This is a genomic window from Wenxinia marina DSM 24838 (assembly GCF_000379485.1).
GTDB classification, from domain to species: Bacteria; Pseudomonadota; Alphaproteobacteria; order Rhodobacterales; family Rhodobacteraceae; genus Wenxinia; species Wenxinia marina.
In genome coordinates, this window is record NZ_KB902278.1 from 123145 (window position 1) to 140224 (window position 17080).

The following is a 17080-nucleotide window of genomic DNA, read 5'->3' on the forward strand; positions in this document are numbered from 1 at the left end:
GCGCCCGCGCCCCGCAAGGGGTTGGCAAGCCGCGCCCCACGGTCTAGGACCGCTCCCGCACCGGAGCGCGCGATTCGTCACGCGCCCCGCTGCGTTTCGTCCGAGACGGTGGGCGGGGGCGCGATCCCCGGAAGTCCTGCCCGAGACGGGAACAGACCAGATTGGCCGGACCGCCCGTCACGGGCGCGATCCGCGGCAGTTTCGGCTCCCCCGTTCGCTGGACCAAATCGCCGGGCCCCGGATCCTCCGGGGTGCGGCAAGACAGAGCCGGGGGGCAACCCCCAACTTGGAGTGAAACTGTGGATAGAGCCCAGAAAGAGAAAGTGGTCGAGGAACTCGGCCAGATCTTCGAAAGCTCTGGCGTCGTGGTGGTCGCTCACTACGAAGGCATGACGGTTGCTCAGATGCAGGACCTGCGCGCGAAGATGCGTGATGCGGGCGGGTCTGTGCGCGTTGCCAAGAACAGGCTCGCCAAGATCGCCCTGCAGGGAAAGCCGTGCGAAAGCATTGGCGACTACCTCACGGGCATGACCGTGCTCTCCTACTCCGAGGATCCCGTGGCCGCGGCCAAGGTGATCGACGAGTACGCGCGCGGGAATGACAGGCTCGTCATTCTCGGCGGCGCGATGGGGGACACGGCGCTCGATCCCGAAGGGGTCAAGGCCGTCGCCAAGATGCCCAGCCGCGAGGAGCTCATCGCTTCCATCGTGGGCTGCATCGGGGCGCCCGCCTCCAACCTCGCCGGGGCCATTGGCGCGCCTGCCGCGAACATCGCCAGCATCCTGTCGACCATCGAGGAGCGGGCGGAAGCCGCCTGATCCTCGCTGCCTGCGGGGCCGCGCGGCCCCGTCGTTGGAACACATCTGTAAAGAACGGAACCTGAAATGGCTGATCTGAAGAAACTCGCCGAAGAGATCGTCGGTCTGACGCTGCTCGAGGCCCAGGAACTGAAAACCATCCTCAAGGACGAGTACGGCATCGAGCCCGCCGCCGGCGGCGCGGTCATGATGGCCGGCCCGGCCGCCGGTGGCGCCGGCGCCGCCGCCGAGGAAGAGAAGACCGAGTTCGACGTCGTCCTGAAGGACGCCGGCGCGCAGAAGATCAACGTGATCAAGGAAGTGCGCGCGATCACCGGTCTCGGCCTGAAAGAGGCCAAGGACCTGGTGGAAGCCGGCGGCAAGGTGAAGGAAGCCGCGCCGAAGGCCGAAGCCGAAGAGATCAAGGCCAAGCTGGAAGCGGCCGGCGCCAAGGTCGAGCTGGCCTGAGGCCGACGCCTCTGCCGAAAGACGGCACGGCGGTCCCGAAGGGGCCGCCGTTTCTCGTTCTAGGCCGCGAACCCGGCTGCGCGTCGGCCCCTCGGGTCAAGGCGCCGTCCGCCCGGCCAGCCGCGCCATCTGCGACCTCACGATTTCGGCGATCAGGTCGTGGGGCAGGGGCCGGTCCAGCGGGATCTGCACCGTGTCCGTCTTGGCCCGGAACGGCGCGATCCGCGCCTCGAAGGCGTCGCTGCCGCGGTAGATCGGGTAGAGGCCGACATGCCTCTTCCAGACCGCGAAGTAGATCACCGTGGCATTGCCCGATCGGAACGCGGGCATGTCGTAGCGGATCGCCTCGACCAGCTCCGCCGCGCCGTGGATCGTCGCACGCACCGCCTGCGCCACGTTCCTCGACGCCTCGGGGAGGTGTCCGACATATTCGTCGATCGTCGTGAATTTCGGCATGATGCCATCGACGCTAGCGCCTGCCGCCTTTGTCTGCTAGCTTATCCCGCGATCGTCAGGCCCTGCCGTTCCCCGGCAGGACCCCTTGACGACGCGGACCGGACGGCTCGCCCCTTGCGCTCGGGGCGAATCTCTCTTAGATGCCGCCTCGTGCCGCAGCCCAAACCGTAAAAACATCGCTAACCATCCGACCGCTGATCTCTCAGAGGGCAGGACATCCTGCGTTCTGACGGGTCAGTTGACCGTTTCGAGAGAGGCGTTTGGGCGCGCCTCGAGCATGGGAACGGTCCCGACCGATCAGCGTGCGTCCCACGGTATCCCGGCCGTGTTACGCGCGCCAGACGCATGGAGTTCCTCGCAGCATGGCTCAGTCGTTCCTCGGACAGAAGCGCCTTCGCAAGTACTACGGCAAGATCCGTGAAGTTCTCGAGATGCCGAACCTCATCGAGGTTCAGAAGGCGTCCTACGACCTGTTCCTGAAGTCCGGCGACCAGCCCGAGCCGATGGACGGCGAAGGTCTGCGCGGCACGTTCCAGTCCGTCTTCCCGATCAAGGACTTCAACGAGACCGCGGTGCTGGAGTTCGTGCGCTACGAGCTTGAGAAGCCCAAGTACGACGTGGACGAGTGCCAGCAGCGCGACATGACCTACGCCGCGCCGCTTAAGGTGACGTTGCGCCTGATCGTGTTCGATGTCGACGAGGATACCGGCGCCAAGTCGGTCAAGGACATCAAGGAGCAGGACGTCTTCATGGGCGACATGCCCCTGATGACGCCGAACGGGACCTTCATCGTGAACGGGACGGAGCGGGTCATCGTCAGCCAGATGCACCGCTCCCCGGGCGTGTTCTTCGACCACGACAAGGGCAAGACGCACTCCTCGGGCAAGCTGCTGTTCGCCTGCCGGATCATTCCCTACCGCGGCTCGTGGCTCGACTTCGAGTTCGACGCCAAGGACCTCGTCTACGCGCGGATCGACCGTCGCCGGAAGCTGCCGGTGACGACCCTGCTCTATGCCCTCGGCATGGATCAGGAGGCGATCATGAACGCCTACTACACCACCGTCGATTACGCGTTCGACAAGAAGGCCCAGGGCTGGACGACGAAGTTCTTCCCCGAGCGGGTGCGCGGCACCCGTCCGGCCTACGACCTCGTGGACGCCGCCACCGGCGAGGTCATCGCCAAGGCCGGCGACAAGGTCACGCCGCGCGCGGTCAAGAAGCTGATCGACGAGGGCAAGGTCACCGAGCTGATGGTGCCGTTCCGCCAGATCGCCGGCAAGTTCGTCGCCCGCGACATCATCGACGAGGAGACCGGCGCGATCTACGTCGAGGCCGGCGACGAGCTGACGCTCGAGATGGACAAGGACGGCGACGTCGTCGGCGGCACCGTGAAGGAGCTGCTGGACGCCGGCATTACCGACATCCCGGTGCTCGACATCGACAACATCACCGTGGGTCCGTACATGCGGAACACCATGGCCGCGGACAAGAACATGAACCGCGAAGGCGCGCTCATGGACATCTACCGCGTCATGCGCCCGGGCGAGCCGCCGACCGTCGAGGCCGCCTCGACCCTGTTCGACCAGCTGTTCTTCGATTCCGAGCGCTACGACCTGTCGGCCGTGGGCCGGGTGAAGATGAACATGCGCCTCGATCTCGACGCGCCCGACACCCAGCGGACGCTGCGCAAGGAGGACATCATCTCCTGCATCAAGGCGCTGGTGGACCTGCGCGACGGCCGCGGCGAGATCGACGACATCGACCACCTCGGCAACCGCCGGGTGCGCTCGGTCGGCGAGCTGATGGAGAACCAGTACCGCGTCGGCCTGCTGCGCATGGAGCGCGCGATCAAGGAGCGCATGTCCAGCGTCGAGATCGACACGGTCATGCCGCAGGACCTGATCAACGCCAAGCCGGCCGCGGCCGCGGTGCGCGAGTTCTTCGGCTCGTCGCAGCTGTCGCAGTTCATGGACCAGACCAACCCGCTGTCGGAAGTCACGCACAAGCGCCGCCTGTCGGCCCTCGGCCCGGGCGGTCTGACGCGCGAGCGGGCCGGCTTCGAGGTGCGCGACGTGCACCCGACGCACTACGGCCGGATGTGCCCGATCGAAACGCCGGAAGGCCCGAACATCGGTCTCATCAACAACCTCGCGACCTTCGCGCGGGTGAACAAGTACGGCTTCATCGAGACCCCGTACCGCAAGGTGCAGAACGGCCAGGTCACCGACGACGTGCAGTACATGTCGGCGACCGAGGAGATGCGTCACACGGTGGCCCAGGCCAACGCGACGATCGACGAGTCCGGCAAGTTCGTGAACGAGTTCGTCAACACCCGGCAATCGGGCGAGTACATGCTCGCCCCGGTCGAGAGCGTCGACCTGATCGACGTCTCGCCCAAGCAGCTGGTGTCGGTCGCGGCCTCGCTGATCCCGTTCCTCGAGAACGACGACGCGAACCGCGCGCTCATGGGCTCCAACATGCAGAAGCAGGCGGTGCCGCTGCTGCAGGCCGAGGCGCCGCTCGTCGGCACCGGGATGGAGCGCAAGGTGGCCGAGGATTCGGGCGCCGCGATCATGGCGAAGCGGGCCGGCGTGATCGACCAGGTCGATGCCGCGCGGATCGTCGTGCGCGCCACCGAGGATCTCGAGGTCGGGGATCCCGGCGTCGACATCTACCGGATGCGCAAGTTCCAGCGGTCGAACCAGAACACCTGCATCAACCAGCGTCCGCTGGTGAAGGTGGGCGACCTGGTGTCCAAGGGCGAGGTCATCGCCGACGGCCCGTCCACCGACATGGGCGAGCTGGCGCTGGGCAAAAACGTCCTCGTCGCGTTCATGCCGTGGAACGGCTACAACTACGAGGACTCGATCCTGATCTCCGAGCGGATCGTCTCGGACGACGTCTTCACCTCGATCCACATCGAGGAGTTCGAGGTCGCCGCCCGCGACACCAAGCTGGGGCCGGAAGAGATCACCCGCGACATCCCGAACGTCGGTGAAGAGGCGCTGCGCAACCTCGACGAGGCCGGCATCGTCTACATCGGCGCCGAGGTGGGCCCGGGCGACATCCTCGTGGGCAAGATCACCCCCAAGGGTGAATCGCCGATGACGCCGGAGGAGAAGCTGCTCCGCGCCATCTTCGGCGAGAAGGCGTCCGACGTCCGCGACACCTCGCTCCGGCTGCCGCCGGGCGACTACGGCACCATCGTCGAGGTCCGCGTCTTCAACCGGCACGGCGTCGAGAAGGACGAGCGCGCGCTGCAGATCGAGCGCGAGGAAGTGGAGCGTCTGGCCCGTGACCGGGACGACGAGCTCGCGATCCTCGACCGCAACATCTATGCCCGCCTGCGCGAGCTGATCCTCGGCAAGCAGGCCGTGAAGGGTCCGAAGGGCTGGAAGGGCGGCACCATCACCGAGGAGGTGCTGGACGACCAGCTCAGCCGCGGCCAGTGGTGGCAGCTCGCCCTCGAGGACGAGGACGACGCCAAGATCATGGAGGCCCTGAACGAGCAGTACGAGGTGCAGAAGCGCACCCTCGACGCCCGCTTCGAGGACAAGGTCGAGAAGGTGCGCCGCGGCGACGACCTGCCCCCGGGCGTCATGAAGATGGTCAAGGTGTTCGTCGCGGTGAAGCGCAAGCTGCAGCCGGGCGACAAGATGGCCGGCCGCCACGGCAACAAGGGCGTGGTCTCGAAGGTGATCCCGATCGAGGACATGCCGTTCCTCGCCGACGGCACTCCGGTCGACATCTGCCTCAACCCGCTGGGCGTGCCCAGCCGGATGAACGTCGGCCAGATCCTCGAGACGCACATGGGCTGGGCCTCCCGGACCCTCGGCATCAAGATCGACCAGGCGCTCGCCGACTACCGGCGCTCGGGCGACCTGACGCCGGTCCGCGAGGCGATGAAGCTCGCCTACGGCGACGACGTCTACGAGGAAGGGCTGGAGCAGACGGCGGAGGACATGCTGGTCGAGATGGCCGGCAACGTCACCCGCGGTGTCCCAATCGCGACGCCGGTCTTCGATGGCGCGAAGGAGCACGACGTCGACGACATGCTCACCCGTGCCGGCTTCGACACGTCGGGGCAGTCGATCCTCTTCGACGGCCGCTCGGGCGAGCAGTTCAGCCGCAAGGTCACGGTCGGGGTGAAGTACATCCTCAAGCTGCACCACCTGGTGGACGACAAGATCCACGCCCGTTCCACGGGGCCGTACTCGCTCGTCACCCAGCAGCCGCTGGGCGGCAAGGCGCAGTTCGGCGGCCAGCGCTTCGGCGAGATGGAGGTCTGGGCGCTCGAAGCCTACGGCGCCGCCTACACGCTGCAGGAGATGCTGACCGTGAAGTCGGACGACGTGGCCGGCCGGACCAAGGTCTACGAGGCGATCGTCAAGGGCGAGGACAACTTCGAGGCGGGCGTTCCCGAGAGCTTCAACGTGCTCGTCAAGGAAGTCCGCGGCCTCGGCCTGAACATGGAACTCCTGGACGCGGAGGAGGAGTGACGGCGCACCTGCGCCGGGGGCGGCCGCACGGTCGCCCCGCCCTCCCTTCCGCCCGAATTTCTTAAGGATTCAAGATGAACCAGGAACTGACCAACAACCCGTTCAACCCGCTGACGCCGGCCAAGACGTTCGACGAGATCAAGGTCTCGCTCGCGTCGCCCGAGCGGATCCTCAGCTGGTCCTTCGGCGAGATCAAGAAGCCCGAGACGATCAACTACCGCACGTTCAAGCCCGAGCGTGACGGGCTGTTCTGCGCCCGCATCTTCGGGCCGATCAAGGACTACGAGTGCCTGTGCGGCAAGTACAAGCGCATGAAGTACCGCGGCGTCGTCTGCGAGAAGTGCGGCGTCGAGGTGACGCTGCAGAAGGTCCGGCGCGAGCGCATGGGCCACATCGAGCTGGCAGCGCCCGTCGCGCACATCTGGTTCCTCAAGTCGCTCCCCAGCCGGATCGGCCTGATGCTCGACATGACGCTCCGTGATCTGGAGCGCATCCTCTACTTCGAGAACTACGTCGTCATCGAGCCGGGCCTGACGGACCTCACCTACGGTCAGCTGATGACCGAGGAAGAGTTCCTCGACGCCCAGGACGCCTACGGCCTCGACGCCTTCACCGCCAACATCGGCGCCGAGGCGATCCGCGAGATGCTCGCCCAGATCGACCTGGAGTCCGAGGCCGAGCGTCTGCGCGAGGAGCTGAAGGAAGCCACCGGCGAGCTGAAGCCCAAGAAGATCATCAAGCGGCTGAAGATCGTCGAGTCGTTCATCGAGTCGGGCAACCGGCCCGAATGGATGATCCTGACCGTGATCCCGGTGATCCCGCCGGAACTGCGCCCGCTGGTCCCGCTGGACGGGGGCCGCTTCGCGACGTCCGACCTCAACGACCTCTACCGCCGGGTCATCAACCGGAACAACCGCCTCAAGCGGCTGATCGAGCTGCGCGCGCCGGACATCATCGTCCGCAACGAGAAGCGGATGCTGCAGGAGTCGGTCGACGCGCTGTTCGACAACGGCCGCCGCGGCCGCGTCATCACCGGCGCCAACAAGCGCCCGCTGAAGTCGCTGTCGGACATGCTCAAGGGGAAGCAGGGCCGCTTCCGCCAGAACCTGCTTGGCAAGCGGGTCGATTTCTCGGGCCGCTCGGTCATCGTGACGGGTCCCGAGCTGAAGCTGCACCAGTGCGGCCTGCCCAAGAAGATGGCGCTCGAGCTGTTCAAGCCGTTCATCTACTCGCGGCTGGAGGCCAAGGGCCTGTCGTCCACGGTGAAGCAGGCGAAGAAGCTGGTCGAGAAGGAGCGCCCGGAAGTCTGGGACATCCTCGACGAGGTGATCCGCGAGCACCCGGTCCTGCTGAACCGGGCGCCGACGCTGCACCGTCTCGGCATCCAGGCGTTCGAGCCCGTGCTGATCGAAGGCAAGGCGATCCAGCTGCACCCGCTGGTCTGCGCCGCGTTCAACGCCGACTTCGACGGCGACCAGATGGCCGTGCACGTGCCGCTCTCGCTGGAAGCCCAGCTGGAAGCGCGCGTCCTGATGATGTCCACGAACAACGTGCTGTCGCCCGCCAACGGCGCGCCGATCATCGTGCCGTCGCAGGACATGATCCTCGGCCTCTACTACACCACGATCGAGCGTGAGGGCATGCCGGGCGAGGGCATGTCGTTCGCCGGCGTGGAAGAGGTCGAGCAGGCCCTGACCGCCGGCGAGGTGCACCTGCACTCGCGCATCACCGCGCGGATCAAGCAGATCGACGGCGAGGGCAACGAGGTTTGGGAGCGTCACGAGACGACGCCCGGCCGCCTCAAGCTGGGCGCGCTGCTGCCGCTCAATGCCAAGGCGCCGTTCAGCCTGGTCAATCGCCTTCTCCGCAAGAAGGAGGTGCAGCAGGTCATCGACACCGTCTACCGCTACTGCGGCCAGAAGGAGTCGGTCATCTTCTGCGACCAGATCATGTCCGCGGGCTTCAAGGAGGCCTTCAAGGCCGGGATCAGCTTCGGCAAGGGCGACATGGTCGTGCCCGAGGCGAAGTGGACCCTGGTCGAGGAGACCCGCGAGCAGGTCAAGGACTTCGAACAGCAGTACATGGACGGCCTGATTACCCAGGGCGAGAAGTACAACAAGGTCGTGGACGCCTGGTCGAAGTGCAACGACAAGGTCACGGCCGCCATGATGGAGACGATCTCGTCCAAGAAGGTGGACGAGAACGGCGCCGAGATGGAGCCGAACAGCGTCTACATGATGGCCCACTCCGGCGCCCGGGGCTCGGTCACGCAGATGAAGCAGCTGGGCGGCATGCGCGGCCTCATGGCCAAGCCGTCGGGCGAGATCATCGAGACGCCGATCATCTCGAACTTCAAGGAAGGCCTGACCGTGCTGGAGTACTTCAACTCCACCCACGGCGCGCGGAAGGGTCTGTCGGACACCGCGCTCAAGACCGCGAACTCGGGCTACCTGACGCGCCGTCTCGTCGACGTCGCGCAGGACTGCATCATCCGGCAGCGGGATTGCGGCACCGACCAGGCGATCACGGCGCAGGCCGCGATCAACGACGGCGAGATCGTCTCGTCCCTGGCCGAGCGTGTGCTGGGCCGCGTCGCAGCCGAGGACGTGACCCGTCCCGGCACCGACGAGGTGCTGGTCGCCCACGGCGAGCTGATCGACGAGCGCAAGGCCGACCTCATCGAGACGGCCAACCTGCAGAAGGTGCGCATCCGGAGCCCGCTGACCTGCGAGGCCGAGGACGGCGTCTGCGCCATGTGCTACGGGCGCGACCTGGCCCGCGGCACGATGGTCAACATCGGCGAGGCGGTGGGCATCATCGCCGCCCAGTCGATCGGCGAACCGGGCACCCAGCTGACGATGCGGACCTTCCACATCGGCGGCGTGGCGCAGGGCGGCCAGCAATCGTTCCTCGAGGCCAGCCAGGCCGGCACGATCGAGCTGCAGAACCAGCAGCTGCTGACCAACGCGCGGGGCGAGCAGATCGTGATGGGCCGCAACATGCTCATCGTCATCCGCGACGAGACCGGCGAGGAACGGGCGACCCACAAGGTCGGCTACGGCTCCAAGCTGTTCGTCAAGGACGGCGACGAGGTGAACCGCGGCACCAAGCTGTACGAGTGGGATCCCTACACCCTGCCGATCATCGCCGAGAAGGCGGGGACGGTGCGGTACGTCGATCTGGTGAACGGCATCGCCGTGCGCGAGGAGACGGACGAGGCGACGGGCATGACCCAGCGCATCGTCACGGACTGGCGCTCGGTGCCGAAGGGCGGCGATCTGAAGCCCGAGATCATCATCGTCGGCGAGGACGGGGAGCCGGTGCGCAACGATGCCGGCAACCCGGTGACCTACACGATGTCGGTGGACGCGATCCTCTCGGTCGAGGACGGCCAGAAGATCGAGGCCGGCGACGTCGTGGCGCGGATCCCGCGGGAAGGCGCGAAGACCAAGGACATCACCGGCGGTCTGCCGCGTGTGGCCGAACTCTTCGAGGCCCGTCGTCCCAAGGACCACGCGATCATCGCCGAGATCGACGGCTACGTGCGCTTCGGCAAGGACTACAAGAACAAGCGGCGCATCGCGATCGAGCCGGCCGACGAGTCCCTCGACAAGGTCGAGTACATGGTGCCCAAGGGCAAGCACATCCCGGTGCAGGAGGGCGACTACGTCCAGAAGGGCGACTACATCATGGACGGCAATCCCGCGCCCCATGACATCCTCGCCATCATGGGCGTCGAGGCCCTCGCCGAGTACATGATCGACGAGGTGCAGGACGTCTACCGACTGCAGGGCGTGAAGATCAACGACAAGCACATCGAGGTGATCGTTCGCCAGATGCTGCAGAAGATCGAGATCATGGAGTCGGGCGACACCGTGCTGCTCAAGGGCGAGCATGTCGACAAGGCCGAGTTCGACGAGGCCAACGACAAGGCGCTGTCCAAGGGCGGTCGTCCGGCGCACGGCGTGCCGGTCCTGCTGGGCATCACCAAGGCCTCGCTGCAGACCCGGTCGTTCATCTCGGCCGCGTCGTTCCAGGAGACCACGCGCGTCCTCACCGAGGCCTCGGTGCAGGGCAAGCGGGACAAGCTGGTCGGCCTGAAGGAGAACGTCATCGTCGGCCGGCTGATCCCGGCCGGCACCGGCGGCGCCTCCTCCCGCGTGCGTCTGGAGGCGCAGAAGCGGGACAATTCGGTGATCGAGGAGCGTCGCGAGGCCGCCGAGGCCGCGCTCGCCCTCGAGGCCCCGCAGGGCGGCGACGAGGCGATCGGCGACGAGGAGCTCGACACCCTCATCGTCGACACGCCGGAGAGCCGGGACGAATAGGCACAGGACCATCATGGCCAGGGGAGAGGGCGCCTTCGGGCGCCCTTTTTCATGGGGCTGCTGACAGGTCCGGACAGGAGGGGCGGGATAGTCCGGCGGCAGGATCAGTCTGGAGACATTTTATGACCTGCCAGACCTACCACGGCAGCTGCCACTGCGGCGCCATCGCCTTCGAGGCCGACATCGACCTCGCCGACGGGACCACCAAGTGCAACTGCACCTGGTGCCTCAAGAACCGCTACTGGTCGCTCGCCGTCCCGCCGGACCGGTTCCGCGCGCTGAAGGGGGTCGCCGCCGATGCCCTGACGCCCGCGCGCTGTTCGACCTGCGGCGTCCTCACCTGGGCACGCCAGGCGCCCACGGACTGGGATCCGGTCGAGAAGGTGGTCATCAGCGTCGCCGCCCTCGACGACGCCGACCCCGCCGCGCTCGCCGAGGCGCCGGTGCGCTACTGCGACGGGCGGCACGACAATTGGTGGGAGGCGCCGGCCGAGGTTCGGCACCTCTAGGACGGCGTCCGGCGCTCGCGGCGGCGCCTGCCGGCGCCCCGCATCGCCCCGCCCGCCGTCCCATCCGGGGCGCGCAGGTCGCGGCGTCGCGGGTGAGGCGGCGTCGCGCCGGAGTATTTTCAGGCAAGATAGGGGGCAGGGCGGTGTGCCGGGGCCGCCGCCGCGCTACCCTCCCTCCCATGGACATCGCGGTCAACTTTCGCGTCACGGGCCACGTGCAGGGCGTCGCCTTCCGCGCCTGGACCCGCGGCCAGGCCGAGGCGGCGGGGCTGCGCGGCTGGGTGCGGAACGAGACCGACGGCAGCGTGACCGGCCATCTCGAAGGACCCGAGGCCGACGTCGAGGCGCTGGTGACGCAGCTCTTCTCCGGCCCCGGTGCGGCGCGGGTGCAGGACGTGACGCACCGCCGGGTTCCGGCGGAAGGGCTGGAGGGCTTCGAGGTCAGGCGCTGAGCGCCTCCACCTCCGCCATGTGGCCGCGCCAGCGCGGATCCTCCTCCGGCCGGACGCCTTGGTGCGCGCAGAGGCGTGCCACGTAGTCGGCGCAGCACAGGTGGTGCAGCCGCGCGACGCTGGGCAGGGCCATCGCCTCGGCATGGATCCGGTCGAACTGCGCCTCGTAGGCCAGCGCCGACACATCGGTCTGCCCGTTGCGGTTCCGGTTGCGGTAGAACCTGTCGGTGTAGCGGTCCTTGCCCGCCGTCGCCGACGGTGTGCCGCGCTTGAGGTCGAAATGCTCGTCCGAGCGGATGACGTAGTGGTTCATCTGCGCGCCGCGGTGGGTGATCTCGTCCCGCGAGGTGTAGCGGACCGGGTGCGGGCCGGTCGTGAAGCGCTCGATCACCCGGCCCTCGCCGTCGACGATGACGTTCCGCCCTTCGCCCATCGTGCCGGTGAACCGCCACGGCCCGTGGTCCGAGAAGCGGCGGAAGCGCTGCGGCGTCCTCGTCAGCGTCTTCACCATGATGTTCGGCCCCATCCCGGACGGCCCGCACCGCCGGAACTGGCGGTGCACCAGCCCGTCGCGATAGCGCTGCCAGCCAGAATTGCCGAAGCACCGCCAGTGGAACGCGACGCCCAGGTGATCGCGCCCCAGGTCGTCGAGGAACGACCCGATGGTCCCGTCGCCCCGGTGCAGCACCAGCAGCTCGTCGACGTCGCAGATCAGCAGCCAGTCGGTCGCGGCGAACTCGGGCCGCTTCATCAGGGCCGCGTGGGCGGAGGCCTTGGGCCGCTGCCCCTCGGCCGGGCGATGCTCGAACCAGCTCAGCCAGCCTTCCTTGGCCAGCCGCTGCAGCAGAGCGGGGGAGTGGTCGGTGCAGTCGTTGACGCCGACGAGCACGTCGAAGCCGAGCATGCGGTACCAGCACACCCACTCCAGCAGGTAGGCGCCCTCGTTCCTCATCCCCGCGAAAACGAGGAACCTTTCGCTCGCGTCGCTCATCGCCGCGCAGATGAGCACTTCGCCCCTCTGGCGTCCAGCGGGCGGGCGGCGTAAGGCCGCCCCGATGACGTCCCACAGCGAGAACCTCCGCGGCGCGGGCCTGATGGCGCTGGCGATGACCTGCTTCGCGCTCAACGACACCAGCGTGAAGCTGGTGGCGCAGGACCTGCCGCTGATGCAGGTGATCCTGATGCGCGGCATCGTCGCCTGCGCCCTCGTCGGGATCATCGCCTGGCGCCGCGGCGGCCTGACCTTTCGCGGGGTGAGCGGCCGCGACTGGGGCCTGATGCTGCTGCGCGGGCTGGTGGAGGCGGGCGCGGCCTGGACCTTCCTGACCGCGCTCCTGTCGATGCCCCTCGCCGACCTCACCGCGATCCTGCAGGCGCTGCCGCTGGCCGTGACGCTGGGCGCCGCGCTGGTCTTCGGCGAGCAGGTGGGGTGGCGGCGATGGGCGGCGATCGGGGCCGGCTTCCTCGGCGTGCTGCTGATCGTGCGGCCGGGGACGGACGTGTTCTCCGCCGCCTCCGCGCTCGGCGTCGCGACGGTGGCGCTGTCGGCGACCCGGGACCTGGTGACGCGCCGCCTGTCGCCGGGGGTGCCGACGCTGCTGGTCAGCCTCGTCTCGATGGGAATCGTGGCGTGCATGGGGGCCCTGCTGATGCTGGGGCAGGACTGGGGACGCCCGACCGCCGGAGCTTCGGGCCTCATCTGCCTGTCCGCGCTGTTCGTGACCGCCGCGATCCTGTCGGTCGTCACCGCGATGCGCCTCGGCGACGTGGGCTTTGTGGCCCCGTTCCGCTATACCGGCCTACTGGCCGCCATGGTCGCGGGCCTCGTCGTCTTCGGCGAGTTTCCCGATGCGCTGACCCTGACCGGGGCCGCGATCGTCGTCGGCTCGGGCGTGTTCTCGTTCTGGCGCGAGCGGCGTATCGGCATCGCACGCCCGCGGGTTCCGCCCCGCTGAACGGGGGCGGCCGGGCCCCGGGGCGGGGCTGTTGACACCCTATCCGACTCCCCCTATACGGCGCGCTCGGACGGGGGCTGCCCCTGCCCGAGAACCAGAGTTGAAGTGGTCATGATCCGGGCCCGGCAACGGCCCCGATCCTCTGAGGACCCACCGCTCCGTTCCGCAGGTTGCGGGAACCGAGCGGGTTTTTTGTGCTTTCGCGGGACGCCGCGGGGGCTTTGGAACCAGCGGGCCTCGCGGCCTGCGCACATGTGCTAGGACTAGGGAAGCGAGCCGAATGCCAACGATCCAGCAGCTGATCCGCAAGCCGCGGCAGCCGAAAGTCACCAAGTCGAAGTCGCAGCACCTCGAAGGCTGCCCGCAGAAGCGCGGCGTCTGCACGCGGGTCTACACGACGACCCCGAAGAAGCCGAACTCGGCGATGCGGAAGGTGGCGAAGGTCCGGCTGACGAACCAGTACGAGGTCATCAGCTACATCCCCGGCGAGAGCCACAACCTGCAGGAGCACTCGGTCGTGCTAATCCGCGGCGGCCGGGTCAAGGACCTTCCGGGCGTGCGCTACCACATCCTGCGCGGCGTTCTCGACACCCAGGGCGTCAAGAACCGCAAGCAGCGCCGGTCCAAGTACGGCGCCAAGCGGCCGAAATAATGCGGCCCGCCCCGGACTTGATCCGGGGCCCCGCCGACCCAGGAGGCCCCGGCCAAGGCCGGGGCGCGTAGAGACAAGAGAACCGAAGGTACGCCGATGAGCCGCCGTCACGCCGCAGAGAAGCGCGAAGTCCTGCCCGATGCCAAGTTCGGCGACCGGGTGGTCACCAAGTTCATGAACAACCTCATGGTCGACGGGAAGAAGTCCGTCGCCGAGCGGATCGTCTACAACGCGTTCGACCGCGTCGAGGGCCGCCTCAAGAAGGCCCCCGTGGAAGTGTTCCACGAGGCGCTGGACAACGTGAAGCCGTCCGTCGAGGTCCGCTCCCGCCGGGTCGGCGGCGCGACCTACCAGGTCCCCGTCGAGGTCCGCCCCGAGCGTCGCGAGGCGCTGGCCATCCGCTGGCTGATCTCCGCCGCGAAGGCCCGGAACGAGCACACGATGGAAGAGCGCCTCGCCGGCGAGCTCGCCGATGCCGTCAACGGCCGCGGCTCCGCCGTCAAGAAGCGTGAAGACACCCACAAGATGGCCGACGCGAACCGCGCGTTCAGCCACTACCGCTGGTAAGCGGAAAGGAGGCCGAGATGGCTCGCGACTACCCCCTTCAGCGCTACCGCAACTTCGGGATCATGGCCCACATCGACGCGGGCAAGACCACGACCACCGAGCGGATCCTGTTCTACACCGGCCGGTCCCACAAGATCGGTGAGGTCCACGACGGCGCCGCCACCATGGACTGGATGGAGCAGGAGCAGGAGCGCGGCATCACGATCACGTCCGCCGCGACCACGACCTTCTGGCAGCGCCAGGAGGATCCGACCGCCGAGGGCACGTCGGACACGAAGTTCCGCTTCAACATCATCGACACGCCCGGCCACGTCGACTTCACCATCGAGGTGGAGCGCTCGCTCGCCGTGCTCGACGGCGCGATCTGCCTGCTGGACGCCAACGCCGGCGTCGAGCCCCAGACCGAGACCGTCTGGCGCCAGGCCGACCGTTACAAGGTTCCGCGCATCGTCTTCGTCAACAAGATGGACAAGATCGGCGCCGACTTCTTCAACTGCGTGAAGATGATCAAGGACCGGACCGGCGCGACGCCGCTGCCGATCAACCTGCCCATCGGCGCCGAGGACAAGCTCGAGGGGATCATCAACCTGATCACCCAGGAAGAGTGGGTCTGGCAGGGCGAGGATCTGGGCGCGTCCTGGGTCCGTCAGCCGATCCGCGACGAGCTCAAGGAGCTGGCCGCCGAGTGGCGCAACACGCTCATCGAGACCGCGGTGGAGCAGGACGACGCCGCGATGGAGGCCTACCTCGAAGGCGAGGAGCCGACCGTCGAGAAGCTGCGCGAGCTGATCCGCAAGGGCACGCTGTCGCTGTCCTTCGTCCCGGTCGCGGCCGGTTCGGCGTTCAAGAACAAGGGCGTCCAGCCGCTGCTGAACGCGGTCATCGACTTCCTGCCGTCGCCGCTCGACGTGCCGGCCTATATGGGCTTCTCGCCCGACGACGAGACCGAGGAGCGCAACATCGCCCGCCACGCGGACGACGAGGAGCCGTTCTCGGCGCTGGCGTTCAAGATCATGAACGATCCCTTCGTCGGCTCGCTGACCTTCACCCGGATCTATTCGGGCACGGTCAAGAAGGGCGACCAGATGCTCAACTCGACCAAGGGCAGGCGCGAGCGGGTCGGGCGCATGATGATGATGCACGCGATCAACCGCGAGGAGATCGAGAGCGCCTACGCCGGCGACATCATCGCGCTGGCCGGCCTCAAGGAGACGACCACGGGCGACACGCTGTGCGACCCGAACAGTGCCGTCGTCCTCGAGACCATGACGTTCCCCGACCCGGTCATCGAGATCGCGGTCGAGCCCAAGACGAAGGCCGACCAGGAGAAGATGGCGCAGGCGCTGCAGCGTCTGGCGGCCGAGGATCCGTCGTTCCGCGTCGAGACCGACATCGAGTCGGGCCAGACGATCATGAAGGGCATGGGCGAACTTCACCTCGACATCCTGGTCGACCGCATGAAGCGGGAGTTCAAGGTCGAGGCGAACATCGGCGCCCCGCAGGTGGCCTACCGCGAGACCATCGGTCACAAGGTCGAGCATACCTACACCCACAAGAAGCAGTCGGGCGGCTCCGGCCAGTTCGCCGAGGTCAAGCTGGAGATCAGCCCGACCGAGCCGGGCGAAGGCTACTCGTTCGAGAGCAAGATCGTCGGCGGCGCGGTGCCGAAGGAGTACATCCCCGGCGTCGAGAAGGGCATCAAGTCCGTCATGGACAGCGGCCCGCTCGCCGGCTTCCCGGTGATCGACTTCAAGGTGGCGCTGCTGGACGGCAAGTTCCACGACGTGGACTCGTCGGTGCTCGCGTTCGAGATCGCCAGCCGGATGTGCATGCGCGAAGGCCTCCGCCGTGCGGGCGCCAAGCTGCTCGAGCCGATCATGAAGGTCGAGGTGACGACGCCGGAGGAATATACCGGCGGCATCATCGGCGACCTGACCTCCCGTCGCGGGCAGGTGCAGGGCCAGGATACCCGGGGCAACGCGATCATCATCAACGCGTTCGTTCCGCTGGCCAACATGTTCGGCTACATCAACACGCTGCGCTCGATGTCCTCGGGCCGGGCCAACTTCGTGATGCTCTTCGACCATTACGAGCCGGTGCCGCAGAACATCTCGGACGAGATCCAGAAGAAGTACGCATGACGGGATGCCGGGCCTAGGCCCGGCCTACCCACCACCCGTAGGCCGGGCCCCCGCCCGGCACCCGACAAAGGAACAGAACGATGGCCAAGGCAAAGTTCGAACGCAACAAACCGCACGTGAACATCGGGACGATCGGTCACGTGGACCACGGCAAGACGACGCTGACGGCGGCGATCACGAAGTATTTCGGCGAGTTCCGGGCGTACGACCAGATCGACGGCGCGCCGGAGGAGAAGGCGCGCGGGATCACGATCTCGAC

Annotated in this window: 13 protein-coding genes; 11 read left to right on the forward strand and 2 right to left on the reverse strand. The window is 67.4% G+C overall.

Annotation, left to right across the window (positions count from 1 at the left end; genetic code table 11):
• Positions 1-299 precede the first annotated feature (299 nt).
• Both rplJ and rplL read left to right on the forward strand, forming a co-directional pair.
• Complete coding sequence (gene rplJ, locus A37W_RS0104100) at positions 300-818, forward strand: 50S ribosomal protein L10 (RefSeq protein ID WP_026198285.1); 519 nt, start codon at positions 300-302, stop codon at positions 816-818.
• A gap of 66 nt (positions 819-884) precedes the next feature.
• A complete protein-coding gene (gene rplL, locus A37W_RS0104105; RefSeq protein ID WP_018301754.1) occupies positions 885-1265 on the forward strand; it encodes a 50S ribosomal protein L7/L12 in 381 nt (126 codons plus the stop codon).
• Positions 1266-1361: 96 nt separating this feature from the next.
• Here the strand turns inward: rplL and A37W_RS20930 are convergent, their stop codons facing one another.
• Positions 1362-1721 (reverse strand): iron chaperone, encoded by a 360-nt coding sequence (locus A37W_RS20930; protein WP_018301755.1) that lies wholly within the window; start codon positions 1719-1721, stop codon positions 1362-1364.
• A 362-nt stretch (positions 1722-2083) separates the two neighbouring features.
• On the opposite strand from A37W_RS20930, the gene rpoB reads away from it, so the two are divergent.
• From rpoB to A37W_RS0104130, 4 genes are all read left to right on the forward strand, one after another.
• Positions 2084-6220, forward strand: coding sequence for a DNA-directed RNA polymerase subunit beta (rpoB, locus tag A37W_RS0104115; RefSeq protein ID WP_018301756.1), 4137 nt, complete (start codon positions 2084-2086; stop codon positions 6218-6220).
• Between the two features lie 74 nt (positions 6221-6294).
• Positions 6295-10545 carry a DNA-directed RNA polymerase subunit beta' gene (gene rpoC, locus A37W_RS0104120; RefSeq protein WP_018301757.1) on the forward strand — a complete coding sequence of 1417 codons (4251 nt, stop codon included), beginning with the start codon at positions 6295-6297 and terminating at the stop codon, positions 10543-10545.
• A gap of 122 nt (positions 10546-10667) precedes the next feature.
• Complete coding sequence (locus A37W_RS0104125) at positions 10668-11054, forward strand: GFA family protein (protein WP_018301758.1); 387 nt, start codon at positions 10668-10670, stop codon at positions 11052-11054.
• A 179-nt stretch (positions 11055-11233) separates the two neighbouring features.
• Positions 11234-11506, forward strand: coding sequence for an acylphosphatase (locus A37W_RS0104130; protein WP_018301759.1), 273 nt, complete (start codon positions 11234-11236; stop codon positions 11504-11506).
• Here A37W_RS0104130 and A37W_RS0104135 read toward each other — a convergent pair.
• Positions 11496-12497, reverse strand: coding sequence for a glycosyltransferase family 2 protein (locus A37W_RS0104135; protein WP_040753460.1), 1002 nt, complete (start codon positions 12495-12497; stop codon positions 11496-11498). The two genes, A37W_RS0104130 and A37W_RS0104135, sit on opposite strands and share 11 nt — an antisense overlap.
• Positions 12498-12561: 64 nt before the next feature.
• Here A37W_RS0104135 and A37W_RS0104140 point away from each other — a divergent pair, with 64 nt between their 5' ends.
• From A37W_RS0104140 to A37W_RS23135, 5 genes are all read left to right on the forward strand, one after another.
• Entirely contained in the window at positions 12562-13461 is a 900-nt protein-coding gene (locus A37W_RS0104140; protein ID WP_018301761.1) for a DMT family transporter, read from the forward strand.
• A 280-nt stretch (positions 13462-13741) separates the two neighbouring features.
• Complete coding sequence (gene rpsL / locus A37W_RS0104145; protein WP_018301762.1) at positions 13742-14113, forward strand: 30S ribosomal protein S12; 372 nt, start codon at positions 13742-13744, stop codon at positions 14111-14113.
• Positions 14114-14209: 96 nt separating this feature from the next.
• Positions 14210-14680: a 30S ribosomal protein S7 gene (gene rpsG / locus A37W_RS0104150; RefSeq protein WP_018301763.1), complete on the forward strand. Its 471-nt coding sequence runs from the start codon at positions 14210-14212 to the stop codon at positions 14678-14680.
• Between the two features lie 17 nt (positions 14681-14697).
• On the forward strand, positions 14698-16821 hold the full coding sequence (gene fusA / locus A37W_RS0104155; RefSeq protein ID WP_018301764.1) for an elongation factor G: 2124 nt from the start codon (positions 14698-14700) through the stop codon (positions 16819-16821).
• Positions 16822-16901: 80 nt separating this feature from the next.
• The coding region (locus A37W_RS23135; protein ID WP_254656009.1) for a GTP-binding protein at positions 16902-17080 on the forward strand (179 nt) is incomplete at its 3' end.

What these genes read in the sequence shown, in the direction of transcription:
- rplL (WP_018301754.1), top strand. Translation starts at nt 885, where the DNA reads ATGGCTGATCTGAAGAAACTCGCCGAAGAGATCGTCGGTCTGACGCTG.
- A37W_RS20930 (WP_018301755.1), bottom strand. Translation starts at nt 1,721, where the DNA reads ATGCCGAAATTCACGACGATCGACGAATATGTCGGACACCTCCCCGAG.
- rpoB (WP_018301756.1), top strand. Translation starts at nt 2,084, where the DNA reads ATGGCTCAGTCGTTCCTCGGACAGAAGCGCCTTCGCAAGTACTACGGC.
- rpoC (WP_018301757.1), top strand. Translation starts at nt 6,295, where the DNA reads ATGAACCAGGAACTGACCAACAACCCGTTCAACCCGCTGACGCCGGCC.
- A37W_RS0104125 (WP_018301758.1), top strand. Translation starts at nt 10,668, where the DNA reads ATGACCTGCCAGACCTACCACGGCAGCTGCCACTGCGGCGCCATCGCC.
- A37W_RS0104130 (WP_018301759.1), top strand. Translation starts at nt 11,234, where the DNA reads ATGGACATCGCGGTCAACTTTCGCGTCACGGGCCACGTGCAGGGCGTC.
- A37W_RS0104135 (WP_040753460.1), bottom strand. Translation starts at nt 12,497, where the DNA reads ATGAGCGACGCGAGCGAAAGGTTCCTCGTTTTCGCGGGGATGAGGAAC.
- A37W_RS0104140 (WP_018301761.1), top strand. Translation starts at nt 12,562, where the DNA reads ATGACGTCCCACAGCGAGAACCTCCGCGGCGCGGGCCTGATGGCGCTG.
- rpsL (WP_018301762.1), top strand. Translation starts at nt 13,742, where the DNA reads ATGCCAACGATCCAGCAGCTGATCCGCAAGCCGCGGCAGCCGAAAGTC.
- rpsG (WP_018301763.1), top strand. Translation starts at nt 14,210, where the DNA reads ATGAGCCGCCGTCACGCCGCAGAGAAGCGCGAAGTCCTGCCCGATGCC.
- fusA (WP_018301764.1), top strand. Translation starts at nt 14,698, where the DNA reads ATGGCTCGCGACTACCCCCTTCAGCGCTACCGCAACTTCGGGATCATG.